At 69.9% G+C, this 18,460-nt stretch carries 18 protein-coding genes and 2 pseudogenes; 10 read left to right on the forward strand and 10 right to left on the reverse strand.

Annotation, left to right across the window (positions count from 1 at the left end):
* Positions 1 to 85: 85 nt before the first annotated feature.
* The gene (locus tag A8W25_RS10220; RefSeq protein WP_067158802.1) at positions 86 to 1,468 is read right to left on the reverse strand and encodes a glycine--tRNA ligase; all 1,383 of its coding nucleotides are present in this window, start codon (positions 1,466 to 1,468) and stop codon (positions 86 to 88) included.
* Positions 1,469 to 1,636: 168 nt separating this feature from the next.
* On the opposite strand from A8W25_RS10220, the gene A8W25_RS10225 reads away from it, so the two are divergent.
* The 5 genes and pseudogenes from A8W25_RS10225 to A8W25_RS35415 all read left to right on the forward strand — a co-directional run.
* Positions 1,637 to 2,593, forward strand: coding sequence for a metal ABC transporter substrate-binding protein (locus tag A8W25_RS10225; RefSeq protein ID WP_067158805.1), 957 nt, complete (start codon positions 1,637 to 1,639; stop codon positions 2,591 to 2,593).
* A 50-nt stretch (positions 2,594 to 2,643) separates the two neighbouring features.
* Positions 2,644 to 3,417: a metal ABC transporter ATP-binding protein gene (locus tag A8W25_RS10230; protein WP_067158807.1), complete on the forward strand. Its 774-nt coding sequence runs from the start codon at positions 2,644 to 2,646 to the stop codon at positions 3,415 to 3,417.
* 2 nt (positions 3,418 to 3,419) lie between these two features.
* Positions 3,420 to 4,313, forward strand: a complete 894-nt coding sequence (locus tag A8W25_RS10235; RefSeq protein ID WP_067158809.1) for a metal ABC transporter permease — start codon at positions 3,420 to 3,422, stop codon at positions 4,311 to 4,313.
* Between the two features lie 59 nt (positions 4,314 to 4,372).
* Positions 4,373 to 4,792: a Fur family transcriptional regulator gene (locus tag A8W25_RS10240; RefSeq protein WP_067158811.1), complete on the forward strand. Its 420-nt coding sequence runs from the start codon at positions 4,373 to 4,375 to the stop codon at positions 4,790 to 4,792.
* A gap of 415 nt (positions 4,793 to 5,207) precedes the next feature.
* Positions 5,208 to 5,759: pseudogene (locus A8W25_RS35415) on the forward strand (ScbR family autoregulator-binding transcription factor); the annotation flags it as partial.
* Positions 5,760 to 5,837: 78 nt separating this feature from the next.
* Here the strand turns inward: A8W25_RS35415 and A8W25_RS35550 are convergent.
* Positions 5,838 to 6,485: pseudogene (locus tag A8W25_RS35550) on the reverse strand (AfsA-related hotdog domain-containing protein); the annotation flags it as partial.
* Here A8W25_RS35550 and A8W25_RS10250 point away from each other — a divergent pair.
* Complete coding sequence (locus A8W25_RS10250; protein WP_067158815.1) at positions 6,382 to 7,053, forward strand: ScbR family autoregulator-binding transcription factor; 672 nt, start codon at positions 6,382 to 6,384, stop codon at positions 7,051 to 7,053. The pseudogene A8W25_RS35550 and the gene A8W25_RS10250 sit on opposite strands and share 104 nt — an antisense overlap.
* 25 nt (positions 7,054 to 7,078) lie before the next feature.
* Here the strand turns inward: A8W25_RS10250 and A8W25_RS10255 are convergent, their stop codons facing one another.
* The 4 genes from A8W25_RS10255 to leuA form a co-directional block, all read right to left on the reverse strand.
* Complete coding sequence (locus tag A8W25_RS10255; RefSeq protein ID WP_067158817.1) at positions 7,079 to 7,921, reverse strand: isoprenyl transferase; 843 nt, start codon at positions 7,919 to 7,921, stop codon at positions 7,079 to 7,081.
* Between the two features lie 16 nt (positions 7,922 to 7,937).
* On the reverse strand, positions 7,938 to 8,687 hold the full coding sequence (gene recO / locus A8W25_RS10260) for a DNA repair protein RecO (RefSeq protein ID WP_067158819.1): 750 nt from the start codon (positions 8,685 to 8,687) through the stop codon (positions 7,938 to 7,940).
* Positions 8,688 to 8,735: 48 nt separating this feature from the next.
* Positions 8,736 to 9,455 (reverse strand): TerB family tellurite resistance protein, encoded by a 720-nt coding sequence (locus tag A8W25_RS10265; protein ID WP_067158821.1) that lies wholly within the window; start codon positions 9,453 to 9,455, stop codon positions 8,736 to 8,738.
* 154 nt (positions 9,456 to 9,609) lie between these two features.
* Positions 9,610 to 11,379, reverse strand: coding sequence for a 2-isopropylmalate synthase (leuA, locus tag A8W25_RS10270; RefSeq protein ID WP_067158823.1), 1,770 nt, complete (start codon positions 11,377 to 11,379; stop codon positions 9,610 to 9,612).
* Between the two features lie 324 nt (positions 11,380 to 11,703).
* Between leuA and A8W25_RS10275 the strand changes: the two genes are divergently transcribed.
* From A8W25_RS10275 to A8W25_RS10290, 4 genes are all read left to right on the forward strand, one after another.
* A complete protein-coding gene (locus A8W25_RS10275; RefSeq protein WP_067158825.1) occupies positions 11,704 to 12,765 on the forward strand; it encodes a M4 family metallopeptidase in 1,062 nt (353 codons plus the stop codon).
* Positions 12,766 to 12,796: 31 nt separating this feature from the next.
* On the forward strand, positions 12,797 to 13,063 hold the full coding sequence (locus tag A8W25_RS10280) for a protealysin inhibitor emfourin (protein ID WP_067158827.1): 267 nt from the start codon (positions 12,797 to 12,799) through the stop codon (positions 13,061 to 13,063).
* Between the two features lie 28 nt (positions 13,064 to 13,091).
* Positions 13,092 to 13,598 carry a hypothetical protein gene (locus A8W25_RS10285; protein WP_420708431.1) on the forward strand — a complete coding sequence of 169 codons (507 nt, stop codon included), beginning with the start codon at positions 13,092 to 13,094 and terminating at the stop codon, positions 13,596 to 13,598.
* Between the two features lie 189 nt (positions 13,599 to 13,787).
* Entirely contained in the window at positions 13,788 to 15,203 is a 1,416-nt protein-coding gene (locus A8W25_RS10290; RefSeq protein ID WP_067160978.1) for an MFS transporter, read from the forward strand.
* 31 nt (positions 15,204 to 15,234) lie between these two features.
* On the opposite strand, the gene A8W25_RS10295 is transcribed toward A8W25_RS10290, so the two are convergent.
* From A8W25_RS10295 to A8W25_RS10310, 4 genes are read right to left on the reverse strand one after another with little or no spacing between them, the layout of a single operon-like run.
* The gene (locus A8W25_RS10295; protein WP_067158828.1) at positions 15,235 to 15,588 is read right to left on the reverse strand and encodes an MmcQ/YjbR family DNA-binding protein; all 354 of its coding nucleotides are present in this window, start codon (positions 15,586 to 15,588) and stop codon (positions 15,235 to 15,237) included.
* Positions 15,585 to 16,874 carry a hemolysin family protein gene (locus tag A8W25_RS10300; protein WP_067158829.1) on the reverse strand — a complete coding sequence of 430 codons (1,290 nt, stop codon included), beginning with the start codon at positions 16,872 to 16,874 and terminating at the stop codon, positions 15,585 to 15,587. Before A8W25_RS10300 ends, A8W25_RS10295 begins: the two co-directional genes overlap by 4 nt.
* Positions 16,871 to 17,368 carry an rRNA maturation RNase YbeY gene (gene ybeY, locus A8W25_RS10305; RefSeq protein ID WP_067158830.1) on the reverse strand — a complete coding sequence of 166 codons (498 nt, stop codon included), beginning with the start codon at positions 17,366 to 17,368 and terminating at the stop codon, positions 16,871 to 16,873. The genes A8W25_RS10300 and ybeY overlap by 4 nt, the downstream gene beginning before the upstream one ends.
* 12 nt (positions 17,369 to 17,380) lie before the next feature.
* The gene (locus A8W25_RS10310; RefSeq protein WP_079125937.1) at positions 17,381 to 18,397 is read right to left on the reverse strand and encodes a PhoH family protein; all 1,017 of its coding nucleotides are present in this window, start codon (positions 18,395 to 18,397) and stop codon (positions 17,381 to 17,383) included.
* Positions 18,398 to 18,460: the final 63 nt, after the last annotated feature.

The following is an 18,460-nucleotide window of genomic DNA, read 5'->3' on the forward strand; positions in this document are numbered from 1 at the left end:
CAGCCACGTGATTCCTAGGGGCGCGGGGAACTGCGCGACCAGCCACCGACGGCCCGCAGTCGAATACACCGCCCCCGCGGAGCGCCTAGCAGCCCAGAAGCCGCGCACCCAGGTACGACTGGATCTGGTCCAGGGACACGCGCTCCTGGGACATCGTGTCCCGCTCCCGCACGGTCACCGCGTTGTCGTCGAGCGTGTCGAAGTCGACGGTGACACAGAACGGCGTACCGATCTCGTCCTGGCGACGGTAGCGACGACCGATCGCGCCCGCGTCGTCGAACTCGATGTTCCAGTTCTGCCGCAGGTCCGCCGCCAGGCCCTTCGCCTTCGGCGAGAGCTGCGGGTTGCGCGAGAGCGGCAGCACCGCGACCTTGACCGGCGCCAGGCGCGGGTCGAGGCGCATCACGGCGCGCTTCTCCATGACGCCCTTGGCGTTGGGCGCCTCGTCCTCGTTGTAGGCGTCGAGGAGGAAGGCGAGCATGGAGCGGCCGACACCGGCGGCGGGCTCGATGACGTACGGGGTCCAGCGCTCACCGGCCTCCTGGTCGAAGTACGACAGGTCGCTGCCGGACGCCTTGGCGTGCGCCGAGAGGTCGTAGTCGGTGCGGTTGGCGACACCCTCCAGCTCGCCCCACTCGCTGCCGCCGAACTGGAAGCGGTACTCGATGTCGGCGGTGCGCTTGGAGTAGTGGGAGAGCTTCTCCTTCGGGTGCTCGAACCAGCGCATGTTCTCCTCGCGCATGCCGAGGCCGGTGTACCAGTTCCAGCGCTCCTGCATCCAGTACTCCTGCCACTGCTCGTCCTCGCCCGGCTTGACGAAGAACTCCATCTCCATCTGCTCGAACTCGCGGGTGCGGAAGATGAAGTTGCCGGGCGTGATCTCGTTGCGGAAGGACTTGCCCATCTGCGCGATGCCGAAGGGCGGCTTCTTGCGCGAGGTCTGCTGGACCTGGCCGAAGTTGGTGAAGATGCCCTGCGCGGTCTCGGGGCGCAGATAGGCGACCGAGCCGCTGTCCTGGGTCGGGCCGAGGTGGGTGGAGAGCAGACCCGAGAAGTTCTTGGGCTCGGTGAAGGTGCCCTTGTTGCCGCAGTTGGGGCAGTTGAGCTCGGCGAGGCCGTTCGCGGGCTCCTTGCCGTGCTTCTCCTCGTACGCCTCGATCAGGTGGTCCGCGCGGAACCGCTTGTGGCAGGAGGTGCACTCGGTGAGCGGGTCGGTGAAGGTGGCGACGTGGCCGGAGGCCTCCCAGACCTCGGTGGCCAGGATCACCGACGAGTCGATGCCGACGACGTCCTCGCGCGAGGTGACCATGTATCGCCACCACTGGCGCTTGAGGTTCTCCTTCAGCTCGACACCCAGCGGCCCGTAGTCCCAGGCGGCGCGCTGACCACCGTAGATCTCACTGCAGGGGTAGACGAAGCCACGGCGCTTGCTCAGGTTGACGATGGTGTCGATCTTGTCGGCGGCCACGGTGCTCTCTTCATTACGACGACGACGAACGGCGAATGCCCCAGATTAGCGGCGGCCTCCACCCCTGGATCAAATCGGTATCCCGCTCGGTATCCCCGCACCGCCCGGAGCGGTGCCCGCGACCAGCGTTGTTGACAATCGTTTCCACTTTTGTTGAAAATGACTGTCATGAACGTACGACGCCTCATACCCGCCGCCGCCCTCTCCACCGCCGTGGTGCTCGGCCTCGGTGCCCTGACCGCCTGCTCGGACTCCGACGCGGGCTCGGGCCGCAAGGACGGCAAGCTGGACGTGGTGGCGTCGTTCTACCCGATGCAGTACCTGGCCGAGCGAATAGGCGGCGACCACGTCTCCGTACGCAATCTGACCAAGCCGGGTGTCGAGCCGCACGACCTGGAGCTCAGCCCCCGGCAGACCGCCTCCCTCGGCAAGGCCGGTCTGGTCGTCTACCTCAAGGGCATCCAGCCCGCCGTGGACAAGGCCATCGCGCAGTCCGGTGCCCGGCACACCGTCGACGCCGCCGGCCTCACCAAGCTGGAGGACCACGGCACCGAGGTCGGCCACGGCCACGAGGGCGAGGAGCACCACGGCGAGAGCGAGGCCGGCGCCGACCCCCACGTATGGCTGGACCCGGTCAAGTACGCCGAGGTCGCCCAGGGCGTCGGCAAGGCCCTGGAGAAGGCCGACCCGGACCACGCGGCGGACTACAAGAAGAACACCGACGCCGTGGTCAAGGACCTCGGGGCGCTGAACCAGAAGTTCGCGGCGGGCCTGAAGACCACCGCCACCAGGACGTTCATCACCACCCACTCCGCCTTCGGCTACCTCGCCGAGCGGTACGGGCTGACCCAGGAGGGCATCGCGGGCATCGACCCCGAGGCCGAGCCGAGCCCCGCCCGGGTCAAGGAGCTCCAGTCCATCGCGAAGAAGGACCACGTCGGCACGGTCTTCTTCGAGACACTGGCCAGCGACAAGACCGCCAAGACCCTCGCCGGGGACACCGGGCTCAAGACCGACGTCCTGGACCCGCTTGAGGGCATCACCAAGAAGTCCAGGGGCGAGGACTACCTCAAGGTCATGGAGTCCAACCTGGCCGCGCTCCAGAAGGCGCTCGGCGCGAAGTGACGACCCGCGAAGCGACGACCCAGTCCGTACCAGGCCCATGGGAGGCACCCGTGAGGGAACCAGTGAGGGAACCCGTCATATCCCTGCGCGGAGCCACGGCGACCCTCGGCTCGCGCCCGGTGCTGCGCGGCATCGACCTCACCGTCCGGCGCGGTGAGGTCGTCGCCCTGCTCGGCGCCAACGGCTCCGGCAAGTCCACCGCCGTGCGCTCGGCGATCGGCCAGGTGCCGCTCACCGGGGGCCGCGTCGAGCTGTTCGGTACGGAGCTGAAGCGCTTCCGGGACTGGGCGCGCGTCGGCTATGTGCCCCAGCGCACCACCGCCGCGAGCGGGGTGCCCGCGACCGTCCGCGAGGTCGTGGCCTCCGGGCGGCTCTCCCGTACGAAGCTGGGGCTGCTCTCCAAGGCGGACCGGGCGGCCGTGCGCCGGGCCATCGAGCTCGTGGGCCTCGCCGACCGCGCCAAGGACTCGGTGAACGCCCTCTCCGGAGGCCAGCACCAGCGCGTTCTGATCGCCCGCGCGCTCGCCTCCGAGCCCGAGCTGCTGATCATGGACGAGCCGATGGCGGGCGTCGACCTGGCCAGCCAGGAGATCCTCGCCGCGACCCTGCGCGAGCAGGTCGCGGGCGGCGCGACCGTCCTGCTCGTGCTCCATGAGCTCGGCCCGCTGGAGCCGCTGATCGACCGCGCGGTGGTGCTGCGCGACGGCTGCGTCACCCACGACGGCCCGCCGCCCAAGGCCACCGGCCAGCACGCGCTGCCGGGTCACGACCACGTCCACCCCCACTCGGCCACCGAGCCGATCCGCACAGGACTGCTGACCTGATCATGGAAATCCTCCAGACCGCCTTCATGCAGCGGGCGCTCATCGCGGCCGTCCTGGTCGGCATCACCGCACCCGCCGTCGGCATCTACCTGGTGCAGCGCCGCCAGGCCCTGATGGGCGACGGAATCGGCCATGTCGCCATGACCGGCGTCGGCCTCGGCTTCCTGCTCAACACCAGCCCGGTGTGGATGGCGACGCTGATCTCCGTCGTCGGCGCCGTGACGATGGAGCTGATCCGCGCGTACGGCAAGACGCGCGGCGACATCGCGCTCGCCATGCTCTTCTACGGCGGTATGGCGGGCGGTGTGCTTCTGGTCAACCTGTCGGACACCGGCTCCAACGCCAACCTCTCCTCGTACCTCTTCGGCTCGCTCTCCACCGTCTCGGACTCGGACGTCACCTCGATCTGTCTGCTCGCCGCGTTCGTGGTGCTCGTCACGGTCGGGCTGCGGCGCCAGCTCTTCGCGGTGAGCCAGGACGAGGAGTTCGCGCGGGTCACCGGGCTTCCGGTGCGGGCGCTCAACCTGCTGATCGCGGTGACCGCCGCGATCACCGTCACGGTGGCCATGCGGGCCGTGGGCCTGCTGCTCGTCAGCGCGCTGATGGTGGTCCCGGTGGCGGCGGCCCAGCAGATCTCCCGCTCCTTCGCGGTGACGTTCGTCCTCGCGGTGGTCATCGGCACCACGGTCACCCTGGCCGGCACGGTCACCTCGTACTACCAGGACGTGCCGCCCGGAGCGACGATCGTGCTGCTCGCCATCGGCGCCTTCATCGCCCTGACCGCGCTCGCCGCACCCTTGGCGCGCAGGCGTGCGCGGGTGGCCGAAACCGCTTCACGGGAGTGCACCCTGGAGGTGCCGGGTTCGCGCAGCGCGGCCGACGAGGCCACGGTCTGACCCCGACCTGGCAGAATGGCCCGACGACGTGAGCGGGCGACGGTTAGAGGGAGGCACCTGTGGCGACGGCTGGACCACCCGTACGCGGCCGGTCGACGAAGCAGCGGGCCGCCGTGGCGGCGGCGCTCGACCAGGTGGACGAGTTCCGCAGCGCGCAGGAGCTGCACGACATGCTCAAGCACCGGGGCGACTCGGTGGGGCTGACCACGGTCTACCGCACCCTGCAGTCGCTCGCCGACGCCGGCGAGGTCGACGTACTGCGCACCAGTGAGGGCGAGTCGGTCTACCGCCGCTGCTCCTCGGGCGACCACCACCACCATCTGGTCTGCCGGATGTGCGGCAAGGCCGTGGAGGTCGAGGGTCCGGCGGTGGAGAAGTGGGCCGAGGCGATCGCCGAGCAGCACGGCTTCGTCAACGTGGCGCACACCGTGGAGATCTTCGGCACCTGCGCGGAGTGCGCGGCGGGCGCGGAGAAGTAGGCCCGCGCGGGACACCACCCGAGCGGGACGGAAGAAGACATACGCGAAGGGGCCGGGGCAGTCGGTGGATCCACCGACTGCCCCGGCCCCTTCGCGTACCCAGGAAGCGGACACTCGCAGACCGGGAAGCGGACGGTTGCAGACCGGATGTCCCGTTCGTAGCAGGCAGGGGTGCGGATCCAGCCGTGAGGCCCGGCTGATTCCCGTCGTCAGAACGTACGTCGATATCGCCTTATCGCGCATGAAGTGCAGGTCAGCGCGGCGGAGCGCAGCGGCACTCCGACTACCCGGGGAACGCTTTGGGCCAGACTCAACCAGGACTAAAGAAACCGTCGGGTTGGTTTCTATACAATCTTCCCCTTGGCTCCTGTCCTCCAGAAGCCCCCTCCTTCCTGCGCGACAACGGAGTTACCCCATGAGCAAGCAGCAACGGGCTGAGCGGACGCGGCAGACGCTGATCCTGGCGGCGGCCGAGGTGTTCGACACGGACGGCTTCGCCCCGTCCTCACTGACCGCGATCAGCACCCGGGCAGGCGTCAGCAACGGCGCGCTGCACTTCCACTTCGTCAGCAAGAACGCCCTCGCCGAGGCCGTCGGGGACCACGCCATGGCGTCCCTGAGACAGATCGCGCGCCCGCGCGAGGCCGGGCAGGGACGGGCGCTCCAGGTCCTCGTGGACACCACCCACACGCTGGCGTTCCGGCTCGGCGACGACGTCATACTGCGGGCCGGGTTCGGGCTCAGCTCCGACGCGACCTGGAAGGGCTCGACGGATCTGCGCCAGTACTGGGTCGACTGGGTCGGCGATGTGCTGACCGGGGCGGCCGCCGAGGGCGCGCTCGCCGACGGGGTCGCGGTGGAGGACGCCAAGGCGGTGATCGCGGCGACCACCGTCGGCTTCGAGGCGATGGGGCGCAGCCAGCCGCGCTGGTTCTCGCGGCAGATGTTCGGCAAGTTCTGGGGGCTGCTGCTGCCCCGGCCCCAGGCGGCGCAGCACCCAGTGGACCTTGAGCCGCGACAGCTTGCCGCCGCGCCATTCGAGGCGGGAGAACTCCAGCTCCACGTCGATGAGCGCCGGCTGGCCGCCGACGTCCAGCTGGCCCTCGTTGCCGGTGTATTCGAGGTCGGTCAGCATGAAGTGCCAGTCGAGCGGCACCCCGTAGCCCGCGTGCACTATCAGCATCGCCGACTGCCGCATCGTCTCCACGACGAGCATCGGGTCGTGCCGGTCGCCCGCCACGGGTTCGAAGAAGACGTGGTCGTGCGGCCAGTGCGCGGTGACCGAAAAGGTGTTTTCGTCACGTCGGCGCCAGCCGCGCGGGAAGGCGTCGGACGGCCTGGCCCGGTGGACCAGTTCCGGTGAGACGGGGTGCGATTGCGTCATGTTGGTGGGCCCGGCACCGGTTATGGGTATGGCGCTGGTCAATACTGCTTGTGTTTTGGACATGGCTCCCCCCGAGGCATGTACGAAGAACATAGTCCTGCGTCCCCCTGTTAAGATACAAACCAGACGGTTTTTTTCAATAGCGGGGCTGGGGCGGTCCCGAAGTTCACGGCGTCGACATCGCGGCGCAACAGAAGGAGGCAGCGTGGCGAAGCAGGACCGTGCGATCCGCACCAGGAGGGCGATCCTGGAGGCCGCGGCCATCGTCTTTGAGAAGCAGGGGTTCCAGGCCGCCACGATCACGGACATCCTCAAGATGGCCGGAGTCACCAAGGGCGCGCTCTACTTCCACTTCCAGTCGAAGGAAGCGCTCGCGCACGGGGTTCTGAACGAGCAGGGCTCCGGGCCCGCGCTGCCGCCGCAGCCCGTCAAACTCCAGGAACTGATCGACTCCGGCTCGGTGCTCGCGCACCGGCTGCGCACCGACCATCTGATTCGCGCCAGTATTCGGCTGACCCTCGACCAGCAGGCCACCGGGCTCGACCGCAGCGGCCCGTTCCGGCACTGGAGCGAGGTGAACGTCGAGGTGCTGACCCTGGCGCAGCAGCGCGGCGAGCTGATGCCCAACGTGGTCATCTCCGACACCGCCGAGCTGTACGTGGGTGCCTTCGCCGGGCTGCAGATGATGTCCCAGACGCTCAGCGACTACCAGGACCTCTCGCACCGCCACTTGGTCCTCCAGCGCCATGTGATGTCCAGCATCGCGGTTCCCTCGGTGCTCGCGGCCCTGGACTTCTCCGAGGACCGCGGCGCGCGGCTCGCCGCCGAGATGGAGCTGGCGGCGGCCGACGCCGAGTGCGCGGCGGCCGCGGTCTGACCGACCCGGCCGCCCCGGCACGGGGTCACTCGCTCCCCGCGGCACCGTCCTGTCGGGGGATGTCGAGGTTGGGCAGCGCCCCGCCGAAGCGGCGGTCGCGCTGCGCGTACTCCAGACAGGCCCGCCACAGGTCCCGGCGGTCGAAGTCCGGCCACAGCACGTCCTGGAACACCATCTCGGCGTAAGCGCTCTGCCAGAGAAGGTAGTTGGAGGTGCGCTGCTCCCCGCTGGGGCGCAGGAACAGGTCCACGTCCGGCATGTCGGGGTAGTACAGGTACTTCGCGAAGGTCTTCTCGCTGACCTTCGACGGGTCCAGCCGGCCCGCCTTCACATCCTCCGCCAGCGCCTGCGCCGCGTCGGCGATCTCCGCCCGGCCGCCGTAGTTCATGCAGAAGTACAGCGTGAGCTTGTTGTTGTCCTTGGTCTGCTCCTGGGCGATCTGGAGCTCCTTGGCCACCGAGCGCCACAGCTTGGGCATACGGCCCACCCAGCGCACCCGGATACCCAGTTCGTCGAGCTGGTCGCGGGTCTTGCGGATGAAGTCGCGGTTGAAGTTCATCAGGAAGCGCACCTCGTCGGGCGAGCGCTTCCAGTTCTCGGTGGAGAAGGCGTACAGCGAGATGGAGCCGACCCCCATCTCGATCGCGCCCTGCAGAACGTCGAGGACGCGCTCGGCGCCGACCTTGTGGCCCTCGGTGCGCGGCAGCCCGCGCTCCTTCGCCCAGCGCCCGTTGCCGTCCATGACGACCGCCACGTGCTTGGGGACGAGCTCACCGGGGATCTTCGGCGGGCGCGCACCCGAGGGGTGCGGCTCGGGGGTCGTGTACTCGCGCCGGGACCGGCCGCCCAGGATTCCGCGTCGTGCCATGTGGGGTTCTTCTCCCTCAGTTCTTCTCTACGTACCGCAGTGAGCGCAGGCCGCGCTCCAGATGCCAGTGCAGATAGGCCGACACGAGGCCGCTGCCCTCGCGCACATGCCGGGGCTCGCTCGCGTCGGCCGTCGCCCAGTCCCCCGTGAGGAGCGCGCTCAGCAGTCCGACCGCCTCCGCAGAGGGTACGACGCTGCCGGGGACCCGGCAGTCGGCGCAGACCACTCCGCCGCCCGCGATCGAGAAGAACCGGTTGGGGCCGTGGATGCCGCACTTCGCGCAGTCCTCGAAGCTGGGGGCGTAGCCGTTGACGGCGAGCGAGCGCAGCAGGAAGGCGTCGAGGATCAGATTGGGGGCGTGCTCGCCGCGCGCGAGGGTGCGCAGCGCGCCCACCAGCAGCAGGTACTGCTGCACGGCGGGCTCACCCTCGTGGTCGGTGAACCGTTCCGCCGTCTCCAGCATCGCGGTGCCGGCGGTGTACCGGGCGTAGTCCGTGACGATGGCGCCACCGTACGGAGCGATCGTCTCGCTCTGGGTGCACAGCGGCAGACCGCGCCCGACCAGTTCGCTGCCGCGCGCGAAGAACTGCACGTCCACGTGGGAGAACGGCTCCAGGCGCGCCCCGAACTTGGACTTGGTGCGGCGCACCCCGCGGGCGACGGCGCGCACCCGCCCGTGCCCGCGGGTCAGAAGCGTGATGATCCGGTCGGCCTCACCGAGCTTCTGGGTCCGCAGCACGATGCCGTCGTCCCGGAACAGACTCATGGACCCATTGTTTCACCGCACGGGACGGGCCCCGCCAGGACGGGTCGGTCAGGACGGGGTGCGGGCCGCCGCCAGCAGCCGGGCCACATCGTCCGCGCACAGCTGGAGCGCGCCGCCCACCGTGGTGAGGACCTCGCGCTCGGCCGGGCGGTACGGGCCGTCGGCGAGCGCGATACGGGCGCCCTGGAGCAGGATCGACTCACGGCCGGCCGGGGCGAGGTGCGGGGCCAGCGGCTCCAGGGACTCGTGGAGCTCGATGGCGAGGGCCGCGCCGCACGGGTCGGCCTCGGTGTCGGTCAGGAAGCGCCCGGTGTCGGCCGCCAGCGCCTCGATCAGGGTGATCAGCTGCTCCTCGGTGCAGTCGTCGTACCCGGCGGCGCGGACGGTGGCGACCGCGGTCGAGGTGACCGTGCGCGAGGAGGTGCCGCCCGCGGCGAGGACGGCGAGGGCGACGGTGTGCACGGCGTCACGCAGCATCGCCGAGAAGCGGGTGGTGGTGGGGTGGTCCAGGGCGTCCGTACCGAAGTGGGTCTCGCAGGCCGCGCACTCCACCACGGGCCCGGCGGCCCCGCGCGAGAGAAGCGGGACGCCCAGGACGGCCAGACGCCGACGGCCGGTGCGGCGGCGGAAGTTGCGGTCGCCCCCGCACTCCGGGCAGAAGAACTCGCCGTCGCCCACGGTGGTCCAGGAAGTCCGGACCGTCCAGACTCGTTCGAGGATGCCCGCGGCGCGAGGGTTCGTAGCGTTGTGTCCCCGGCCTAGCACCACCGCGCACCTCCGTAACGGACCGGCAACATTGCCGCGTTGACGTGATGTTAGCCACATCGACGAGGTGCCGTCAGCACCCCGTTGGAGGGAGTGGCGCAAAGACGGCGCCCCACCGGCCGTCCAGGGCCGGTGGGGCGGGGTCAGGAGCCGGGGGCTACTGGCGGGCCGAGCGGTTGACGGCGGAGATGACCGCCTTCAGCGAGGCGCGGGTCGTGTTGGCGTCGATGCCGATCCCCCACAGGACCTGCCCGTCGATGGCGCACTCGATGTACGAGGCGGCCTGCGCGGACGCGCCCTCGCTCATCGTGTGCTCCTGGTAGTCCAGCAGCCGCGCGTCCACCCCGACGGCGGCCAGCGCCTCGAAGAAGGCCGAGATCGGACCGTTTCCGGTGCCGGTCAGGACCGTGTCCGCGCCGTCCACGACCGCCTCGACGGTCAGCGTGTCCCGGCCGTCCGTGTCGGTCGTGGTCTGGCCGGAACGCAGCTGGATGCGGCCCCACTGGTTGGCCGGATTCGGCAGGTACTCGTCCTGGAAGACCGACCAGATCTGGCCGGGCGTGACCTCGCCGCCCTCGGCGTCGGTCTTGGCCTGGATGATCCGGGAGAACTCGATCTGCATCCGGCGCGGCAGGTCCAGCTTGTGGTCGTTCTTCAGGACGTACGCGATACCGCCCTTGCCCGACTGCGAGTTGACCCGGATGACGGCCTCGTAGGAGCGTCCGACGTCCTTCGGGTCGATCGGCAGATACGGGACGGCCCACTCGATGTCGTCGACGGTGACGCCCCTGGCGGCCGCGTCGGCCTCCATCGCGTCGAAGCCCTTCTTGATGGCGTCCTGGTGGGAGCCGGAGAAGGCGGTGTAGACCAGGTCGCCCGCGTAGGGGTGGCGCGGGTGGACCTCCATCTGGTTGCAGTACTCGCTGGTGCGGCGGATCTCGTCGATCTGCGAGAAGTCGATCTGCGGGTCGACGCCCTGGCTGAACAGGTTCATGCCCAGGGTGACCAGGTCGACGTTGCCGGTGCGCTCGCCCTGGCCGAACAGACAGCCCTCGATGCGGTCGGCCCCGGCCATGATCGCCAGCTCGGCCGCCGCCACCGCCGTACCGCGGTCGTTGTGCGGGTGCACGGACAGGCAGACGAACTCGCGGCGGGTCAGGTTGCGGCTCATCCACTCGAACCGGTCCGCGTGCGTGGAGGGCGTCGAACGCTCCACCGTGGCGGGCAGGTTGAGGATGATCTCGCGGCCCTCCTCGGGCTGCCAGACGTCGCAGACCGCCTCGCAGACCTCCAGGGCGAAGTCCAGCTCGGTGTCGGTGAAGATCTCCGGGCTGTACTGGTAGCCGAAGGTCGTCTCGGGACCCAGGATCTTCTCCGCGTACTCCATCACCAGCCGGGTGCCGTCCACCGCGATCTGCTTGATGTCGTCCTTGGAGCCGCGGAAGACCACCCGGCGGAAGGTCGGGGCGGTGGCGTTGTACAGGTGCACGGTGGCGCGGCGCGCGCCGCGCAGGGACTCCACGGTCCGCTCGATCAGGTCCTCGCGGGCCTGGGTCAGGACGGAGATCGTCACGTCCTCGGGGATCGCGCCCTCTTCGATGATCGAGCGTACGAAGTTGAAGTCGGTGTCGCCGGACGACGGGAAGCCGACCTCGATCTCCTTGTAGCCCATGCGCACCAGCAGGTCGAACATCTCGCGCTTGCGGGCGGGGCTCATCGGGTCGATCAGCGCCTGGTTGCCGTCGCGCAGATCGGTGGACAGCCAGCGCGGCGCCCTGGTGATCCGCTGCTCGGGCCAGGTGCGGTCGGGGATGGCCACGGCCTCGTACCGGCCGTACTTGTGGATCGGCATCCCGGAGGGCTGCTGGGTGTGGGTCGCGTTGGTGACGGGCGTCGGGCGACCGACAGACACGGGGTTCTCAGACATTTGCGTAGGGCTCCTCGGGGTCCTTCAAGGTAGGACGGCCGACTGAGTCGAAGCAGCACCAGATCCCGCGGGGAGGGGGTCGGCCTACGACTTACAGGCCCTCGCCGCGGCAGCTAAGGAGAAGCAGCCCGAAACGCATGATGTGCCGCAGCCTAGCCGAGGGGCGCCGAAAGCGCCGGTCCCGTTTCAGTATGCGGGACGCCGCAGAAGGGACCAGGGACCAAAGTCCCGGACCCGGTGAACGCGTACCGGCCGGGATGGCTCGGAACCAATCATGGTGGCGAGTAGTGACAGGCCCATGACCCAGTGCCACATTGTCGCGACATGAACGCGCATACACCCGTCTTCTGCACCATCGTGCCACCCCACGTCCTCGACAAACTGGCCAGCGCCGAGGACCCCGCGCTCTCCGACATCGCACGCAGGACGCTCATCGCGGACTCGGCCCAGCGCACCGCCCGCCGCCTCACCACGGTGCTCGGCGCACCCGCGGTCGCCCCGCCCGCCGAGGCCGTCGAGGGACAGCCCCACCGCACAATCCACGACTGCCGGCACGGCACCGCGCTGCCCGGCCGCAAGGTCCGCGGCGAGGGCGACAAGCCGGTCAAGGACGCCACCGTCAACCGCGCGTACGCCGGGCTCGGCGCCACCTTCGAGCTCTACCTCAAGGCGTACGGGCGCAACTCCATCGACGGCTCCGGAATGCCGCTGGACGCGTCCGTCCACTTCGACGCCGACTACAACAACGCCTTCTGGAACGGCGAGCAGATGGTGTTCGGGGACGGCGACGGCCGGATCTTCCTGGACTTCACGATCCCGGTCGACGTGATCGGGCACGAGCTGACCCACGGCGTCACCCAGCACACGGCGAACCTGACGTACTACGGCCAGCCGGGCGCGCTCAACGAGTCGATGTCCGACGTCTTCGGCTCGCTGATCAAGCAGTACACGCTCGACCAGGACGCCCACCAGGCCGACTGGCTGATCGGCCAGGGCCTGCTCGCCCCCGAGGTGACCGGCACGGCGCTGCGCTCGATGAAGGCGCCCGGCACGGCGTACGACGACGACGTGCTCGGCAAGGACCCGCAGCCCGCGACGATGGACCACTACATCACCACCGGCCGCGACAACGGCGGCGTCCACCTCAACTCGGGCATCCCCAACCACGCCTTCTACCTCCTCGCCGAGGCGCTCGGCGGCAAGGCGTGGGAGCGGGCCGGGCAGATCTGGTACGACGTGCTGACCGGCGGCGAGCTGGGCAAGCAGGCCCTGTTCGCCGACTTCGCCCGGCTGACGGTGGCCGCGGCGCACACCCGCTTCGGCGACGGCGAGGAGCACCAGGCGGTTCTGAAGGCCTGGTCCCAGGTCGGCGTGCAGAGCGGCTGACGCGGGGCCGGTGCGCTGCTACACAGGGAGCATGCGCATCCAGGTGACCCGCACAGGAGGATTCGCCGGCATCGAGCGCCGGGCCGAGGTCGACACCTCGGGCCGGCCCGACGCGGCTCAGTGGCAGGCCCTGGCCGAGGCGGCCCTCGCCGACGGCCGGGCCGAGCCGTCCCCCGGCGTACCCGACGGCTTCCACTACGAGATCACCGTCGACGGCCGCACGGTCCACTGCGCGGACCCGGGGCTGTCGGCGGCCCAGCGGACGCTGGTGTCGCGGGTGCTGAAAGAGGGTGCGTAACGCGGGCCGTCTTGCTTTGATGCGAGGCATGACACCTAGCTCATCCGGCCTCCCGCACGCCTGCGACCTCCAACTCCTGGAGCGCTACTACGACTCGGTGCCGCGCTCCTCGGCCCGGGCGGAGGACTTCGGTCCGCTGACCCTCTTCGTACGGGAGGGTGCGGGCTGGCCGTTCTACGGGCGGCCCGCGCTCGGCCACGCGGGGCCGGTGTCGGCGGCGGACGTCGACAAGGTGCGGGCGCGCCAGCGGGAGCTGGGGATACCGGAGGCGTTCGAGTGGGTGGCCGAGGTGACGCCCGGGCTGCGGGCGGCCGTCGAGGCCTCGGGCCTCGCGGTCCACGCCCATCCGCTGATGGTGCTGGCCCCGGACGCGCCCGCGCCCGCGCCGCACCCGCTGGTCCGCGTCCTCGGCGCGGACGACCCGCTCCTCCACGCGGCGCTCGTCCTCCCCCATCTGGCGTTCGCGGCGCCCGGTACGGCGGTGGGGGCGGCGGGGCCGGCCGAGCTGGCGGCCGAGATCACGGGGTGGGGCTGATCCGGCCCCGCCGGTTCATCAGGAACTCGCGCAGTTCGGTGCGCCGCAGCGCCTTGTCGATCGGCGTGGCCACGTACGTACTCCCCCTCGTCGACTACCGTCCGGCGCCCCCGGCCGCTGCCTGGTGGTGCCGCCAACAGGATAAGTTCCCACTCTCCACGGCCATTCCCGGACAGCCAGGCTGTGGCCATGGCAATCGACACCCACACCGCACCGGCCGCGCCGGCCGCCGCAGCGGACCCGCAGGACGGCCGTCTCACGGGCCGGGCCAAGCTGGTCCTGTTCGTGCTCTGCGCCGCCCAGTTCATGGTGGCGCTCGACTTCTCCGTACTGAACGTGGCGCTGCCCGTCCTCGGCGACGACCTGGGCCTGAGCCAGTCGGCGCTCCAGTGGGCGGTCACCGCGTTCGCCCTGCCGTCCGGCGGCTTCCTGCTCCTGTTCGGCCGGATCGCCGACCTGTACGGGCGCAAGAAGCTGTTCCTGACCGGGCTCGCCCTCTTCGGCGCCGCCTCCCTGCTCGCCACCCTCGCCTGGGACCCGGCGTCGTTCCTGACCGGCCGCGCCCTGCAGGGCCTGGGCGCCGCGGTGATCGTGCCGACCGGGATGTCGCTGCTGACCACCACCTTCCCCGAGGGCCCGCAGCGCGACCGGGCGCTCGGCATCAGCGGCACCCTGCTCTCGCTCGGCTTCACCGTCGGCATGGTGCTCGGCGGCGTCATGACGGACACCCTGGGCTGGCGCTCGACGATGGGTCTGCTCACGGTCGCCGCGGTGATCGTCCTCGCCCTGGCGCCGGGCCTGCTGCCCGAGTCCCGCACCCCGGACCGGCCGCGCCTCGACGTGCCCGGCGCGGTCACCGTCACCGGTGGTCTGCTCGCCCTGATCTACTCCCTGTCGACGGCGGCCCAGCGCGGCTTCGGCGGCGCGGACGTGTGGGGCACCCTGGTCGTCGGCCTGGTGCTGCTCGCGGCCTTCGTGGTGGTCGAGTCGAAGGCGCAGGCCCCGCTGGTCTCGCTGCCGATGCTGAGGCGCCGCACGGTGGCGTGGGGCAACCTGGGCGGTCTGGTCACCTTCTCGATGATGTCGACGGTCATCTTCGTGCTGACCCTCTACCTCCAGGAGGAACTGGGCCTCTCGTCCTTCCGGACGGGTCTGGTCTTCGGCGTCCAGGGCGTCATGTCGGCGGTCGCCGGCAGCTACGCCGCCAAGGTCATCGGCCGCTTCGGCGCCCGCCGCACGCTGGTCGCCTCGCTGCTCGGCCAGGGCCTGTTCATCGCCCTGCTGCTGGCCATCGGCCGCGAGTCGGGTGCGCTGCTCGCCACCGTCGCCGTCTCCCTGGCCAGCATGTGCCACCTGGGCGCGATCATCTCGTACGGGCTGACCGCCACCAGCGGTGTCCCCGACGAGGAGCAGGGCCTGGCGACGGGGCTGGTCACCACCACCCAGCAGGTCGGCATCACCATCGGCATCCCGCTGCTCGGCGTGCTCGCCACCACCCAGGGCGACCTGTTCGACGGGGTGCGCGGCGTCCTGCTCATCGACGCGGTGATCGTGGTCGCGGCGGCGGCCCTGCTGGCGGTCGGCCTTGGCCGCCGCACCGCCTAGCCGGACCGGCAAAGGCCCGGACGGCTCTCGCTCAGGGCCGGTCGAGCCGCAGCCGCTCCGCCCGCGGCAGCCCGGCCACCACCAGGTCGTACGAATCCTCGATCAGCTCCCGGACCAGCCGGTCCGGGAGCTGATCCACGTCCACCGTGTTCCAGTGGCGCTTGTTCATGTGCCAGCCCGGCACGATCGCCGGGTACTCGGCGCGCAGCCGCACCGCGTCGTCCGGGTCGCACTTGAGGTTGGCGGTGAGCGGGGTGCCGCCCAGGTTGCTCAGCGCGAACATCTTCCCGAGGACCTTGAAGACCGAGGTCCCCGAGTCGAACGGGAACTCCTCCGTCGCGGCGTTGAACGCCAGACAGAACGCTCTGAGCTCCTGAGGGGTCACGCCTGCTCCTCCTTGACCGGCACCGGCTCCACGAGCACGGTCACGATCTTGTTCCGGCGGCCCGCCGGGGACTCGGCCGTCAGCCGCAGCGCCCGCCCGTCCGGCAGGTCCACGGCCGCCGTGGCGCCCGCGATCGGCACCCGTCCGAGCGCCTTGGCGAGCAGTCCGCCGACCGTCTCCACGTCCTCGTCGTCGAACTCGTCGAGCCCGAACAGCTCGCCCAGATCGCCGATGTCGAGCCGCGCGGTGACCCGGAAGCAGCCGTCCGCGAGCTCCTCGACCGGCGGCAGCTCCCGGTCGTACTCGTCGGTGATCTCCCCGACGATCTCCTCCAGGATGTCCTCGATGGTGACGATCCCGGCCGTGCCGCCGTACTCGTCGATGACGACGGCGACATGGCTGCGGTCCTGCTGCATCTCGCGCAGCAGGTCGCCCGCGTTCTTGGTGTCGGGGACGAACGCGGCGGGGCGCATCGCGGTGGAGACCAGATCGGCCTCGGAGTCCCGGTTGATGTGCGTCTTGCGGACCAGGTCCTTCAGATAGACGATCCCGACGATGTCGTCCTCGTTCTCGCCGGTCACCGGGATCCTGGAGAAGCCCGAGCGCAGCGCGAGGGTGAGCGCCTGGCGGATGGTCTTGTAGCGCTCGATGCAGACGAGGTCGGTGCGCGGCACCATCACCTCGCGCACCAGTGTGTCGCCGAGCTCGAAGACCGAGTGCACCATCCGGCGCTCGTCGTCCTCGATCAGCGACTCCTGCTCGGCGAGGTCGACCATCGCCCGCAGCTCGGCCTCGGAGGCGAACGGACCCTTGCGGAAGCCCTTTCCCGGGGTGAGCGCGTTGCCGAGGAGGATCAGGAGCTGCGGCACCGGGCCCATGATCCTGGCCAGCGGCAGCAGGACGTACGCGGCGGCCGTCGCCGTGTTCAGCGGGTGCTGGCGGCCGATGGTGCGCGGCGAGACGCCGACGGCTACGTAGCTGACGAGCACCATCACCGCGATGGCGACGACCAGCGCCGTCCAGGTCTCCCCGAAGTCCTCCAGGCAGACATAGGTGACCAGGACCCCGGCCGCCATCTCGCAGGCGACCCTGACCAGCAGGGCCACATTGAGATAGCGGGTCGGGTCGGCGGCCACCTGGGCGAGCTTCGCCGCCCCGCGCCGCCCGGACCGTACGGCCTCGGCCGCGCGGAACGAGGACGTACGGGCGATGCCGGCCTCCGCGCAGGCGGCCAGCCAGGCCACCACGACCAGGGCGACGGCGCCGAAGAGCAGCTGCCCGGTCATGACACGGTCGGCGCCGGGGAGGGGCCGGTGTGGCCCTTCTCCGCCCGCCAGCCGTCCACGATGGCCGCCTGGAGGCCGAACATCTCGGCCTTCTCGTCCGGCTCCTCGTGGTCGTACCCCAGCAGGTGCAGCACTCCGTGGACGGTCAGGAGCTGGAGCTCCTCGTCCATCGAGTGCTGCGTCGGTGCGTCCTCGCCCTGCTTCTTGGCGACCTCGGGGCAGAGCACGATGTCACCGAGGAGCCCCTGCGGGGGCTCCTCGTCGTCCTTCATCGGCGGACGCAGCTCGTCCATCGGGAAGGACATGACATCGGTCGGACCGGGCAGGTCCATCCACTGGATGTGCAGCTGCTCCATGGCCTCGTCGTCCACGACGATCACCGAGAGCTCGGAGAGCGGGTGGATCCGCATCCGCGTGAGCGCGTAGCGGGCGATGTCGAGGATCGCCTGCTCGTCGACCTCGGTTCCGGACTCGTTGTTGACGTCGATCGACATGGTGCGCTCTGACTACTTCCCGTTGTGGCCCTGCTGGCTGTCGTACTTCTCGTACGCGTCGACGATACGGCCGACGAGCTTGTGCCGGACGACGTCCTGGGACGACAGCCGGGAGAAGTGGACGTCCTCGACACCCTCCAGGATGTCCTGGACCTGGCGCAGACCGCTCTTCGTGCCGTTCGGCAGGTCGACCTGGGTGATGTCACCCGTGATGACGATCTTCGAGTCGAAGCCGAGGCGGGTGAGGAACATCTTCATCTGCTCGGCGCTGGTGTTCTGCGCCTCGTCCAGGATGATGAACGCGTCGTTCAGCGTGCGTCCGCGCATATACGCCAGAGGGGCGACCTCGATCGTTCCGGCCGCCATCAGGCGGGGGATCGACTCGGGGTCGAGCATGTCGTGCAGCGCGTCGTAGAGCGGGCGCAGATACGGGTCGATCTTCTCGTACAGCGTGCCCGGCAGGAAGCCGAGGCGCTCGCCCGCCTCGACGGCGGGGCGGGTCAGGATGATCCGGGTGACCTGCTTGGACTGCAGGGCCTGGACCGCCTTGGCCATGGCGAGATAGGTCTTTCCGGTACCGGCGGGGCCGATGCCGAAGACGATCGTGTGCTTGTCGATCGCGTCGACGTACCGCTTCTGGTTGAGGGTCTTGGGCCGGATCGTGCGACCACGGCTGGAGAGGATGTTCTGGGTCAGCACATCGGCCGGGGTCTCGTGGCCGTCCTCCGCCTTGCCGTTCTCGCTCGCCCTGAGCATGGCGATCGAGCGTTCCACTGCGTCCTCCGTCATCGGCTGACCGGTGCGGAGCACCAGCATCATCTGGTCGAACAGGCGTTGGATGAGCGCGACTTCCGCCGGGGCCCCCGTGGCACTGATCTCATTGCCCCGGACGTGGATGTCGGCCGCCGGGAAGGCCTTCTCGATCACGCGCAGCAGCGAGTCGCCGGATCCGAGCAGCATCACCATCGGGTGCTTGGCAGGGACCTTGATCTGGGCACTCGTCTGCGGCTGTGTGGGTGTCTGAGTCATGGGCCGGCTCTGTGGCCTGCACATACCTCCCGTTGCAGGGTTCTCGCCGCTCGACAACCTCTG

The organism is Streptomyces sp. ERV7 (assembly GCF_001653515.1).
Lineage (GTDB): Bacteria > Actinomycetota > Actinomycetes > Streptomycetales > Streptomycetaceae > Streptomyces.